At 42.9% G+C, this 13746-nt stretch carries 12 protein-coding genes and 1 pseudogene; all 13 read right to left on the minus strand.

Going from position 1 to position 13746, the window contains the following annotated elements; genetic code table 11:
* Positions 1-48: 48 nt before the first annotated feature.
* The 13 genes and pseudogenes from FQ085_RS03515 to FQ085_RS03575 all read right to left on the minus strand — a co-directional run bounded on the left by FQ085_RS03515 (position 49) and on the right by FQ085_RS03575 (position 13636).
* Complete coding sequence (locus FQ085_RS03515; RefSeq protein ID WP_149455961.1) at positions 49-1140, minus strand: amidohydrolase; 1092 nt, start codon at positions 1138-1140, stop codon at positions 49-51.
* A 173-nt stretch (positions 1141-1313) separates the two neighbouring features.
* Entirely contained in the window at positions 1314-2258 is a 945-nt protein-coding gene (locus FQ085_RS03520) for a nuclease-related domain-containing protein (RefSeq protein ID WP_149455962.1), read from the minus strand.
* A 257-nt stretch (positions 2259-2515) separates the two neighbouring features.
* Positions 2516-4129 carry a M20/M25/M40 family metallo-hydrolase gene (locus tag FQ085_RS03525; RefSeq protein ID WP_149455963.1) on the minus strand — a complete coding sequence of 538 codons (1614 nt, stop codon included), beginning with the start codon at positions 4127-4129 and terminating at the stop codon, positions 2516-2518.
* 143 nt (positions 4130-4272) lie between these two features.
* Positions 4273-5187, minus strand: a complete 915-nt coding sequence (locus FQ085_RS03530; RefSeq protein WP_149455964.1) for a DMT family transporter — start codon at positions 5185-5187, stop codon at positions 4273-4275.
* Between the two features lie 64 nt (positions 5188-5251).
* Positions 5252-6712 (minus strand): sodium/pantothenate symporter, encoded by a 1461-nt coding sequence (gene panF / locus FQ085_RS03535; protein ID WP_058384488.1) that lies wholly within the window; start codon positions 6710-6712, stop codon positions 5252-5254.
* Positions 6712-6978, minus strand: a complete 267-nt coding sequence (locus FQ085_RS03540) for a YhdT family protein (protein WP_058384487.1) — start codon at positions 6976-6978, stop codon at positions 6712-6714. Before FQ085_RS03540 ends, panF begins: the two co-directional genes overlap by 1 nt.
* Positions 6979-7132: 154 nt before the next feature.
* Positions 7133-8431: an efflux RND transporter periplasmic adaptor subunit gene (locus FQ085_RS03545; protein WP_149455965.1), complete on the minus strand. Its 1299-nt coding sequence runs from the start codon at positions 8429-8431 to the stop codon at positions 7133-7135.
* Positions 8424-9116, minus strand: a complete 693-nt coding sequence (locus tag FQ085_RS03550) for a hypothetical protein (protein WP_262499747.1) — start codon at positions 9114-9116, stop codon at positions 8424-8426. Before FQ085_RS03550 ends, FQ085_RS03545 begins: the two co-directional genes overlap by 8 nt.
* A 357-nt stretch (positions 9117-9473) precedes the next feature.
* Positions 9474-9704 (minus strand): DUF2187 family protein, encoded by a 231-nt coding sequence (locus tag FQ085_RS03555; protein WP_237150114.1) that lies wholly within the window; start codon positions 9702-9704, stop codon positions 9474-9476.
* Positions 9705-9860: 156 nt separating this feature from the next.
* Positions 9861-10802, minus strand: coding sequence for a C40 family peptidase (locus FQ085_RS03560; protein WP_316833316.1), 942 nt, complete (start codon positions 10800-10802; stop codon positions 9861-9863).
* Positions 10803-10829: 27 nt separating this feature from the next.
* Positions 10830-11753, minus strand: coding sequence for a S66 peptidase family protein (locus FQ085_RS03565; protein WP_058384484.1), 924 nt, complete (start codon positions 11751-11753; stop codon positions 10830-10832).
* A gap of 76 nt (positions 11754-11829) precedes the next feature.
* Positions 11830-12651, minus strand: a pseudogene (locus FQ085_RS03570) (M55 family metallopeptidase).
* Between the two features lie 514 nt (positions 12652-13165).
* Positions 13166-13636: a transcriptional regulator gene (locus FQ085_RS03575; RefSeq protein ID WP_149455967.1), complete on the minus strand. Its 471-nt coding sequence runs from the start codon at positions 13634-13636 to the stop codon at positions 13166-13168.
* Between the last annotated feature and the right edge of the window lie 110 nt (positions 13637-13746).

A 13746-nucleotide genomic window follows, 5' to 3' on the forward strand; every position in this document is an offset into this window, starting at 1 on the left:
ATTTTACCTATACCCTTTTTCCTTGTTTTCTATCATTTTTTTATATTTTTATTTGTGCTTTGCTATATTGGCTAAAACACGTGCACCAATATCAAGCGCTTTGAGGTTAAAACTCATCATTGGATGATGAAGCCCTGGCGTCAAATCTGCTCCAATGCCAATCATCGCGGCATGAAGTTCAGGTTTTTTAATGGTATAAAAATGAAAATCATCTGCACCGGTTGTTTGAATAGGTGGTGCAGTTGCTTCGTCCCCAAGTGTCTGACGAATAGCGGCATCCGCAATGTGCATCGCGGTTTCTGACACTTCCGCAGCAGGCGTATAATCCGTCCATTCAAAAGTGATTTCGACATCATGCAGTTTGGCAATCGCTGTTAAGCCGTCGCTAATTTTTTGCTGCAGTTCTATCATTAATCCATTCGATTGCGACCGAACATCCAGTGCAAATTTCGCTGCTCCCGGAATGATGTTGAGGCTGTCTCCACCTGTTTGGATATGAGTCAGCTTTGCTGAATAAGATTCAAACGGCGAGAAATAAATCGATTTTACAAATTGATGAATGGCTGCAATCACATCGATAGCATTCTTCCCTTGATGCGGACGTGCCCCGTGAGCATCGACACCTTGAATTTTCCCTCTTAAGAAAATACCCGATCCGTGATGAAGTGCAGGTGTCACTTGGCCAAATGGCAACTCTTCGATAGGACGTAAATGAACACCATATAGTTGCGAAACTTCATCAATTGCCCCACGTTCAATCATTGACAGTGAGCCATTGCCCAATTCTTCGGCCGGCTGAAAAATAAAACGTACACGTTTCGTTAGTGTTTCATCTTTTAAATACAGCAATGCACCGAGCACCATCGCCATATTGGCATCATGGCCGCACGAATGATTAGCTTGCAATGTCCCGTCCACTTCTTGCCAAAGCGCATCAATGTCGGCCCGCATTGCAATTACTTCCGGTCCTTCACCAATTTCAGCAATCAACCCGGTAACATCTGGAAACGTATGATGTTTGACGCCCAGTTCAGTCATAATCGCTGCTAATTTTTTTGTCGTTTCTACTTCTCTCCAACTGACTTCTGGATGCGCGTGAAAATGATGAAAATAATCCACTATTTGCTGTTCACTATTCATCGGCTCGACTCCTTTAACTGAAAAATTAAATACTATAGTTTGATTGTACACGAGGACAGGAGAAAGTTGTGAAGAAATGCTATAAGTGAGGGGGGGAACCTCAGTATTCCGCGTTGCTACACGGGGATTTTCCCTATTCAATCCGTGTGTTCGCAATTCAAGTTTCCCGTTTATTATTGACGAGTATAGTGACGATATCGCCTTCCGCCTACTGGTTGACAACCGTTTTTCAGTAGAAAATGTTTAGCTGTTTCGAGATTTGTCATCCCAATAAATCCACAACATTCTGCTGTGCTAATTGATGATTTTATTAGCATGAACCACTCGTCGAGTGCTGTTAAGTGTGCGTTTCTGCTGATCAACCGGCATGTTTCACATTCCCATGCTATTGTTGTTCGTTCCATTTTTCCAAGGTGACAGCGTGGACAGAAAACGCCGGTTTCGATTTCAGATTGTTCGATTTGAAACTTAGGAGCAAGTGGAAAAGCTTGAACGTTTTGATGGAATGTGAGGAGTGTTTTGCCGAGTTCATGAAGTTCTTCTAGTGAAAGGATCGGAGTGGGTAAGTTTAAGGTAGACAAATAGAAGTTTATGTCGCCGACTGCTAGTATTCGACAGTTTCGTGATACTTCTTCGACGATTTGAGAGGTGTGGGCAATGACAAATATGCTAGAAACCGGCAAATTATAACCCACTTTCCTTAAAATTTTTTCTACACGCAGCACCTTCTCATCCATTTGTGGGATTGGACTTGTATCGCTTTTAACTTCTCCGTCTGCCGAAATGGTATGCAGCAGGCTAGGATTTTGCTTGAATTGAAGTTTGCCTGTAATGTTTTTGACTTCCAGTAAAATCACGCAGCTTTGTGTAATCAAAACAGTATCGACTTGAATTTTGAACGGTTCAGCCAATGAAAAATCTTGGATCATTTGATATGCGTATGGCGGATCAAAAAAATAGAGCGCTTCGTCTAGACGCTCTTCCCCTCCATAACCGGCTCTTGCTTTATGAAGGCTTGTTTTAATAGCTGTTCGTTTCGGGTGCCTTGGCGATAGTCTTTTCAATAAAGCTTCATAACCTTTAATTTTTGCTGGCAGTTCTCGGTATTTGATAATCATACAGTTCCTCCTTTTTTAAGTAGTTTAACAGGTTTTTCAGTTAGTTTCCATTTATATCCAAAAATCATTTTTGAGAGCGTTATAGCTTTTAAATCTGAGATTTAGAAGCTGGCTATCGCTATGTGAATGCTTCATTTTCAGTTCTCTAGCCGAACTTTTCAGCCTTCTGCCACACGCTCGCTCAGCATTCTGAAATCCATATATGCCCAAAGCCCATAGACGTTTTTCACGAGCAAAAACCATAAAAAAAAGCCGCCTTAGTGGCGACTTTTTACTGGAATGGATAAAATCATTTGTTCTAAGAGGATCGGCATTTCTTCAAATGTATTTTTGATGTGCAGTCGTTCTGTGCGTTTGTGTGCGTCTTTGCCGTATGGCCCAACATTGAGAACAGGCGCAGATAATTGTTTCATCGCTTGAAACGGAATGCTGTAGGAATCGCCGTAAACCGGTGTGTTGTTTTCATAAGTGACCCAGCCGTCGCTTTGGTCTTTGTAGCTAACATAGCTGAGGTCTGAGATGCCGTTAAAAAAGTGACCTTGTTTAACATCTAAATCAAATTTTTCTTTGGCGTTTTCTATGACTTGTGCAACGCAGCGTTTAACCAGTTCATTTTCAGATGAGTTTACTGGCGGGTAAAAAGGCGGTGCGTACATTAACACCATTGCTGGCGTTAGTTCTTGGCAGTTGATGAGCAAAATGTCTGTAACATGCATGGATTTTTCACGAACGTCCCACTCAGGATGCATTAACGTGTCACGCAGTAAGTCTGTAATGTAATCATGGCCGAATTTAGTGCGTGCGTATTCCATTAATTTTTCGTAGCGCATGACGTTAATGCCACCGACAGGTTCGATGTTTTCACGTTCACACATGGCGTAATAATCACGTTCGCAATGAGCAGCTGCTCCTTTTGCCACATTTTCGAAAATGTCAAATACTTCTTCTGCATTGCGTTCCATCGTAAAGACATTGTACATCGCAGAAGTGCGGTAAGGTGTTTGCGCTGAGTATTCTTCTTTCATATCACGTTGCGTTAATGTCACGGGTAACGGCGTAGGTTCGCCGTAAACCACTTCTCTAAAGCTAGAATTCCATTCCATCCGGTGCGTTAAGTATGTGGAAATATAGCTCGACGTGATGCCTGAAAGCGGTTCGCCGACATGTGTTTCCTTGCCGTAAAAAAGAGCCGATGGCATGATTTTACCGATAGACCCCGTATATAAATAATGCGCTGTGTCACCTGGCTTCATCGCAAAAACCGGTTCGCCGTTTAGAAATAAAATAAATTCCAACCCGTGTTCGCGTTCGAGGTCGAGCAGCCTAGTTACCCCGTAGCGCATGCCTGCTGAGTTTACTTCTTCATCCGGAACGGTCATCAACAATAAGTTGATCGGCCACTGTTCGATTGATGCTTTTTCGACCAACGCCATGTGAAGCGCAAGACCTGCTTTCATGTCCATCGTTCCGCGGCCAAAGAGGTATTCTCCAGAATCAAGATCACGTACGGTATCTGCATCGAGTTCATCGCGAATCTGCTGAAAAGCTTTGCCTAGTAACTGGGGACTGCATGCTAAAGGTTCCAAATCTCCATATTCTCCTGTGTGTACCGTATCAAAATGGCTCAGCAAGACGATGGTGTCTACCGCTTCTGGGTGTTTATAAAGAGCCGTTACGCTTTGCCGCCCCCAGTTTACTTCACCCATGCCGATATGTTCTGGGTTTGCTTGAAAATAGGGCAGCTCCATTAATTTGTCTTGAAGCTTGTAAGCAAACTCCACTTCTCCATCCGTCAACGTTAAGCTTTTCCAACTAACAAGTTCACACAATAATTCCTGTAATTTCTCTGGCGTCCCCCATAATGTGGCCACGGCTCTTCACTCCTCTAGTTGTCTAAAGCTGTCTATCTATCTTTATTTTATTATAGTAAAACTTCGTCTAAATAAAAAGAGCGGCGACTTAAAAATAGCAAGTCTCCTTGTCGCAATACCGATTTAGACAGATAAAAAACGGCTCAAGACGAGAGCCGCTTTTTACGTTTTTTTAACAAGTCTTCAGCGGCACCAGAACCGAATAGCACGCCGATTACTATGAGCACCAATCCATAAATATGGCCGACTGTGATTTTTTCATTTAAAATCACACTGGCTCCTACTAACGAAAACAAAGTATTCAAGTTCATGAAAATAGCTGCTTTTGTTGGTCCTGCTTGTCCAATTGAATAATTGTAAAGCATGTGACCAACGGCCGTTCCAATCATCGCGGAAAATCCGAACGCAACCCAAAATGATACAGGTACAGCAGCAAACGCTTGGATTTCACCGGGTTCTTGTAAGAGTGAAATAACGAACAACACGAGTGCACCTGTCACAAACATATACCCCGTCAATATGCGCGGGTCTAAGGTACGTGCAGCGTTAGCGATCACAATGTAACTTAAGACTTGCGCTAAAATCGAGATAAAGACAAAAATGTCACCCGTGTTCAATCCGCTAGCTGCACCATTTCCTACCATGACGGTAGCCGCCACTCCGGCAAAGCCAACCACTACTCCGAGCCACTGCAGTTTAGACGGATAATTGCGCATGATTAGAGACACCAGTACGGCTGTTAGCATCGGCCCGGTACCTAGAATTAGCCCTGCATTCGAACCGGTCGTAATAGACAAGCCGTTTGACAAGAAATAATGGTGGGCCACCACATTGAGTAACGAACCGAGGAAGATAAATTTCCATTCACTTTTGGCTGGCCATCTGAGCATTCTAAAGCTCGCGAGTATCGCCATTACCGATATTCCCGCCAACAAAATTCGAAATGCCGTTAAAGTGACGGGGTCGATAAATTCCAACATGTATTTAACAGCAGATAAGTTAAAGCCCCACACAATCATGACAGCTGTTAAGATGCCGTAAATTTTCCAAGGAGTCAATTGTACAGACCTTCTTTCGCCTATCCTAGGACAAGCATTTATTTTACCATTTTGTACCTAGCCCTTATTTAAGCGTAGGAACATTATACTGATAGGCCTTTCTATCGATCAATAAACTAAATACAACAAAAGCAGCGAGTGATAACAGCACCGGCATGGTCACTGTGTGCACACCGAACAGATTGCCGTTTTCCAGGTTATAAAAATGCAAAGCGATATAGCTACTAATCCCTGTTGCCATCGATGCAATCGCGCCGTATTTATTGCCCCACTTCCAGTACAACCCAAGAACAATCGGCCAAATAAAAGCGGCTTCTAGGCCACCGAAGGCAAATAAATTCAAGAAAATTAATAGTTCTGGTGGATTTAATGCCAGTAAAAAAACAATAACACCAAGAACCCCTGTCACACCAAAAGAAATGCGCTTGATCGTTTGGATCGTGGCGTCAGGTTTTACGTAATTTAAGTAAACATCTTTCACAATCGACGAGCTAACTAGCAGGAGCAACGAATCGACTGTTGACATAATGGCAGCCATTGGAGCTGCAAGAACGATGCCCGCTACCCAAGGCGGCAAGGTTTCCAGTGCAATCAGTGGAATCACTTTGTCGCCAATTTCAATACCCGGCATCACGGGGCGTGCAAAGACGCCGATCAAATGCATATTGAGCATAATCACACCGGTGACAAGGGTTCCAATAATCAAAGCTCGGTGCATCGAACGCGAATTTTTATAAGACATGGCACGCACCGCAATTTGCGGCAAGCCAACTACGCCGACACCAACCAAAATCCAAAATGATGACACGTAAGCGGCCGTTAAATCACCAGTTGCACCATAAGGCGTCACCAAATTCGGGTTTTCATTGATCAGGTCATTCACGATATTCGGAATGCCGCCGCCTGCACTAATAACTGCGACCAACAACACCAGTGTCCCGACTAGCATAACGGCGCCTTGAACGGCATCTGTCAGTGCAACTGCGCGGAAACCGCCAATTGTAACGTAAACAAGTACACTAACCGCAAACAAAAACAGCGCTGAATTATACGATAAACCCGTTAGTGACTCGACAAGGCGTGCCCCGCCTATCCACTGTGCTGCCATCGCTGAGAAAAGAAAAACAATAATGCTAAAAGCAGATAGCAATACGACAGCTGAACTGTTGTAACGTGATTTCAAAAAATCAATCATCGTAATTGCTTTGTAGCGGCGTGCCATAATGGCGTATTTTTTACCGAGGATCATTAACACAAAATAACCGGTTACGACTTGTGCCATGGCGAGCAGCACCCAACCAAATCCCATCGTATAGGCCGTGCCCGGACCACCAAGAAAACTCGACGCACTGCCGTAAGTCGCGACCATCGTCATCGCCAGTACGAAGCCCCCAAGTTCACGACCGCCGAGGAAATAATCACTAATGAAATTGGAAGACGTCGACAACTTACGACTCGACCAATAGCCGATAAAGAAAATGACCAGTAAAAAGACAATCATCGGCACCAATACTGCATAATTCATCATGAATCCTCCTCTTCGTCAAACGGTACTTCTGTGAAAAAAAAATGGACCACGACGATGACCAATACCGAAATCAGCAAAAAGCCAACGACACAACTGTAAAAAAACCAATCTGGCAAACCGAAAATGTAGCTGTACTCATCAACAGGTCGTGAACCGAGACCATACGCAAAGCCAAACCACCAAATAAAATTAAACAATGCCAACCCGACGCCAATCCATGCTTCTTTGTGAGCTATTTTAAACCGCCAATCTGTTTTTTCCATTCTACACACTCCGTTCGTCTACTTTTAACGGCAAGTCGAAATTCACGTCTTTTCTTACTCTATCGTACATGATTGCCCGTTCTAACTGATGATATCCAGTCTTTCTAAAACAGTCAAAAACCCGAAAGCTGTTGCTTCCGGGTTTTTTGCTCGTTTAACGCGCCAAGACGTATTCAACATAAGCACGCCAAGACGTATTTTTCGCATCTTCAAAATTGGGTTGACGTCCCGGGAATGGCATAAAGACTTTTGGCGGCGAGACAAAAGTCTCGAGCTTGTCTTCATGAATAATAACCGTTCCGGCTTCTGGCCCTTTTGACAATACGGCTTTCGCACCGTCTTCAAAATCGGTAGTTACAGGCAATGTCTGCGGACGACCGTTAATGTTCAATACATGTGTTTTGCCATCTACTCCGTCGTAATCGAAAAGCCAAGCTGTCGGTAATGCAACCGCATTTTCAGCTTTTTCTACTGTAATCGACGTGTTGACGTTAGTGCCAAAGGGCATTACCTCTTCAATCGGCGTATCCGCCACCACTCGAATTTCGTAATACGCCAGTGGGTTGTTTTGCTCTTTTGGATCTAACTGATGATAAGCTTCTAGCCATTTGGATCTTTCAGCTGGCACTTCAGAAACGCTTTGAACTGTCCCCGTAGCTATCCCATCAATGCCTTCGCCTTGAATTTTTACCGCATCTGCGACTTGGACTAACGGCCATTCATCTTCTAACACATAGCTAAGAAATACTTTTTCATTGGAATAAATTTCAATACTTAACGGTGCTGTGTCGCGGTTGATTTTGGACACCGTTCCATCTACGGGACTGATAACAGACGGGTTCGACAAGCTTTGTGACAATTGCGCATTCAATACCGCTAATTGTGATTCAATAGAAGCCAATTGTTGTTCTGCTTGAGCAATGCCTGCAGCGTAAGAGCCATCTTGTGGAACCGCTACACCGACAGACACATTGACGTCAAACTCGATGGTTTCACCGTCTTCGTTGGTAACTTCGGAATTATTCGATGCACCTTGTGATACAGGACCGCTTTGAGCGTTTTTAGCCTGTTGAAGTGTGGCAAGCGAGCTTTTCACTTCGGTTTGCTGCCCTTCTAAAGCCGTTTTCTGTGTTTCCCACGCCGCACGCTGTTCTTCTGTTTCTGCTTCGTTTAATAGCGCTAGCTCAGATCCTGCTGTTACGCGGTCTCCTTCACTCACGGTCCATTGTTCAAGTGCTTCATGATCTTGAACATAAATTTCCACGGTTCCTTGTGGAGCTGTTAGAGCTTCTTTGAACAATTCCGTATCGTATGTACGAGCATAACTTTGTTCATAATCACTAACATACACGCTTTTCGGCAAAATGCTTTTCTCACCAAATAGCAAAAGAGCATTAGCTGTCAAAAAAGCAACAACTGCTACCGATAAACCGACAAAAAAGAACTTATTCAAATGGGTTGCCCCCTTCCATGAAACCACTCAACATGTCGTTTACCGGAACCAAGCTAAACAAGGCTACGAACAGTGCTACGAAAATATGCAGCATAATCAAGCCGAATAAAATCAGTTTCGGGCTGGTTTTTGTAAAGCTGCGGATAAAACGATATTGTACAGCGATGATTAAGGAAGTAAATACAGTGAGTTGGTTAAAGAAATAAATCAAGAAATGATTATCCAAAAACGTCGCGGCAATCGGTCCGAACGAGAAAAATGAAACCGACGTCGTAAAACCAGTCACAGCAAACAGTAAAAAAATCAACCCTTTTTCGATGACCAGTAAAGCAGTCACATACATTTGCATGATGATCGCGGTTCGCCACGGCATCTTCAGAATTTTGCTGAATAAAAAAGAAGCTCCATATAAATGGAAAGCTACATAAAACCCAGCCCAAAGAAGTGTGCCCGTAAGCGAAGTCCAACGTGCCAACGTATAAGCGTCCCACATCCCTGCTGATAACAGTGGCGTCAATGAAGAAGTATTCATGCCCCAAACTTCACCGATGGCAAAAACCAACAGACCGATGGCAATGATGCAGGCAATGCGTTTGTTGACATTGCGCATTTCAGTCGTTTGTATATTATGTATAAGTTGCCCTTGTCTAGAGAAAAAATGCCAGAATTTAAAGTCTGATATCATGCGTATAGTTCCTTTCAAGGCAATTAACGTTCTGCTTCACTTTACTTTACCAAAAAAGCGTCACCTTTGGAATGAATTAGCTGGTACATTTTCCATTTTTTAATCGCTTTGAGTCGAAAGACTTAGATATCTGGTCTGATATCTACGCGTGAAAACGAAGAAATTGCTTCAAGCGAACGCTTTCGAATCGACCATATGGGCCATGGTGATGGGCTCCCCATCTTAACTATCGCCACAGATTCTTAAACACCTCCCCCTTTCTAGCAAAAGCGCGTTACGGGAGGGTCGGATCGACTCGAAACCAAAACACTCAAAAAAAAAAGGCTGTTCATGGCGAACAGCCTCCTTCTCACCAAATTACGCTTCCGTGATTCGGTATTTCTTATGTGAAATTACGGTCATATTGGATGCCGCACCAATTTCTTTTGCGTCTTCTGGTGATATTTCAACAATCACCGAGTTGTCCATAATTTTAAAGATTGTGCCGTTAACATCGACGCCGTTGCGAGTGAACGAAATCCATTCGCCTATGTAGCGCGCTGCTACGAATTCAGATACTTCTTTTTCATGGGGTTGGAATGCCATCATTACCACGCCTCTCTTTTTAAAACGCTATCTGCTTATTGTACCACAATTCAGCTTCTATTTCATCTTTAAACAAATAGGCTATCCAGACAAATTTACGCAGTAAGTATCCATCATTCGGTGGCGTTTGAAATAAAGTGAGGCGTTTTTTCTTTAACGCTACTCTTCTTCATCTACAAATCGGCGGACTGCACATAACTCGGTGGCATGCTTTGTTCCTGCCAATTCAATAATCTCAACCGCTTTTCCAGGAGTAGGCGAATGAAGCATTAAACCATTGCCGTAATAAACACCCACATGATGAAGTTTGCCTCGTCCTTCCTCGTAAGCAAAAAACAACAAATCACCAATGTGCCACGTGTTTTGTGCATGCAGGTCAATTTCAATGCCTTCAAGTACTTGGTCTACCGCATCACGCGAAATAATGACGCCATTGGCTTTCATTAAATTATACGTAAAACCTGAACAGTCATAGCCATAGCTCGACATGCCTGCCCATAAATAAGGCAAATCCAAAAACTCCGCTCCAAGATTGGCGATGTCCAATCCATTTCCTTTTGGACTTTGGTTATACGCACTAACTATTTCCACCGTATTTGCCATAATGAATGCATCTCCATCAGGCGTTTGCAAACGAATAAAGTCAGCTATTTCTTTGACAGGTAACATTGTATTAAACGACACCACTTTTAGCGGCTTGAAATTCTCTGTCCAAAGTTGTGCTTTATGGTGCGTAACACGGGCATAGCCAAGTTCTGTTAAGTTTTCGACTTCTTTTAATTGACTACTAGGTACCCATCCTGGATAGCCACGTTCATCTTTTTGGCACGGTTGCCAAAGCGCAATGATTTTCGCCCAGCCGTTTACTACTTCCTCAATCAACACAGGTTCCCCGTACAGGAGTTGCGTTTGGATTCGGTTGCTATCAACTAAGTCTTGTTTGTCTTCCCGGCTCATAGTTCGTAGCCAGTTATTCAAATTAGGGTGTTCCGCAATTCCTTCCGCATCGACCGCACGCGCTTTTTCTGGTGCTGTCCAAACGGTTGCAACCGGAACACGACATACCCATGCCGTGGATTCTGTCTGCAACAAACGATTCACTCCATTTCTGTTCTAATTTAGAACCAGTTATTCGACACCAGGAAGAATAGTCAAGGTTTTGGCATCGCCATCTAAACGTGCAAGCGCACCAAGTGGTACAGAAAAATGGGGTTCACAATGGCCAATTTTAAAGCCTTTGACAACAGGTATCTTCAATTGACTAAAGTAATGATCGACTACCTGATCTAATGTCAACGAAGGTTGTCGTTTATTTGGCTCAGCGTTTTTGAAATCGCCAATAACAATGCCTGCTGCTTCATCAAATTTCCGCGCCATGCGCAGCTGGTTTAAAATTTCATCCACTTCATACGGTTCCTCATCTATTTCTTCGATCAGTAAAATCTTACCCTTCACATCCAAATCGAACTTGGTGCCAATTGCACTGCGGACTAAAGACAAATTGCCTCCGACAAGTTCGCCTTGAGCGACCCCTCCGACCAGTGTTTCGAGAGGCGTGACTTCTTCTGTGTAATGCAATTCGAAGGGTTCAAACAATTGATTGAACATGCGGCGACTGCGTTCATGGAATTCTGGTTTGCCAACATCTGAAGCTAACATTGGCCCGTGGAACGTCACCAAATCGGCGTATTCCCCGATAGCTGTATGTAAAAAGGTAATATCCGAATAGCCCCAGAACACTTTCGGGTTTTCTTTAATCATGGCGTAATCAATTTGGTCTGCTATACGCGCCGCCCCGTAGCCGCCACCCGCACAAAAAATGCCCGACACTTCTGGGTCTTCAAACATCGCGTGCAAATCGGCCAAACGTTCTTCATCCGTTCCTGCCAAATAACCATTGACCGCAGTCACGGAATTTCCCAGTTTGACTCTTAGGCCGAGCTCTTCTAAAAACGGTAAAGCTTTCTGAAGACTTTCTTGATTGGGTGGACTCGAAGGCGCGATGACACCTACTAAGTCCCCTTTTTTTAATCGACTTGGTAATTTACGCAAAATCATCTACTCCTTTTATGTACTAACGTTTTTTTCAGTATACCCCTTCAGACACACTGTTTACTGAAATCGGGATTCAACAGAACTTTGCTTGCATCGCAAGTTCCGTCATTACTAACATGGCACGGTAAGCTTCTAGTATATCTTTCGCTTGAAAATGAACAATGGTCGTCTGTTGTTGTAATTCGCACCCCGGCATCATGGCGGCAAGTTCTGCTTCACCGTAATTGGTAAACTCGATTTTTAATAGCGGTTTGTCCGGTGGAACGAGTGGTTTAACATTTTCCCGGTTCTCAATTGCGCGTATAGTTTGTGCTTGTAGAAGCTGTTGTGCTTTTTTCGGATGCAAAGTTTGCACCGCTGAACGCGTTAGAGATTGTTTAACAGCTGCTGTGGTAATGTTCGGAATTAATGCTTGTGCTTCTTTGCACGCACAATCGTCTCCTGCTACTAACAATACGGGTACCCCGTAGTAGCCGGCAACATAGGCATTAAAACCAAGCTCACCAATTTCGACGTCATCAATCCACATTGATCGCACCGCAAAAACCATGGAATGAGCCATAACCCCTTTTTGTCCTGCTCATGCATGATATGCAAAAAAAGCACCTGTAAAACTACTATCTAAACCTTCAACCATAGAATACGCTTTAACTCCACCCGTAATCAACTCCGCTCTTTCATGCAACTCCTCAGCAATTAGGTTATTCATCTTCGAGTGACTGTCGTTGACCAACAACTTGTCAGCACCCGCATCCACTAAACCATGAATAATCGCATTGGCATCTGCTGTCATCAAATGACGTCCACGTTCGTAATTTTTTTCTTTAGCATCTACATAGGTATAGTCCGGCAATGCTGTGACGCCTTCCATGTCCATAGACAAATAAAATTTCATTGAAAAACTCCTTTGCTATTCATTTCTGTTCCGTTCTTATGATTCAATGTACCAATACACATAACATAGTTCAATCCACCGGACGCCGAGATTATCCAAGAACAGGATAAAAAGAGCCTTTTTATTTTATTTTTTAGAATTTTTAGTTATTTTGTACGATGTTTATCACAAATCATTCATTTATACTAAAAACAAGTTAGCAAACACCGTAACTTACCTGTAAGATCTCCATAAAAAAACAAAAAAGGAGCGGATGATTATGAATTTCGATAAAGTACTTGAACTAGGTTGGGGAGATCTTGCAATCGGAGTAGCTGGCTCAACAGCCGTTATGCTATTTATCAATTTCTACACTTTAATGTAAGGGGTGACATATGATTAACGTAGATACTTAAAAGCTCTTTTCCGATTCAAATGGAAAAGAGCTTTTAACATGCTTTTTTTTGCATTCAAAAACGCCTTCCCCCTTACAATCCGGAAAGACGTTTTTTATCCATAGGCTACTAATTCCACTTTACAAACCTCCATGTAATTGTTGTAATTCGCGCTGCTGAGTTAATAACTCATCGAACATCGCTCGGTTTCCTGTACTCAATGCTTCATCGATCAGGCGACCGTAGTTTTCCTGCTCTAAAAAGTAAATAGCATCGGTTGCTTCTTTTCTTGTTTGTTCGTTCACTTCAATCAATTCATCTCTTTCTTCTTGCAATATTGCTTGAAGATGCTTGTGGATATCCGACACGAGCAGCAATTGATACAGAGGCAAGCGGATAAAGCGATTGCCTTTTTGGAAGACGAACACTTCCGAAAGGTTTTCTACTTGAAAGGTATTGAGGTTGACGATAATCTCTTTGCCTTCTACGGGAATAAAGTGAAACAACTCATCATCTTTCATAATTGAAAAGTACTGATAAGCAAACACAAACTTTACTAGATGCCCTTCTTTCTTTGTATAGAATGGCTTCATGAGTTTTACATGCAACATATGACTCACCCCCCTATTTATTTGTAATATTCTGATTACATAAATTATAGCACAAAAGTCTCTTCTCGAATATAGAATTGCATAACAAACTTCTTATTTAGTAGACGTTT

This window comes from Planococcus sp. ANT_H30 (assembly GCF_008369335.1).
Classification (GTDB): domain Bacteria; phylum Bacillota; class Bacilli; order Bacillales_A; family Planococcaceae; genus Planococcus; species Planococcus kocurii.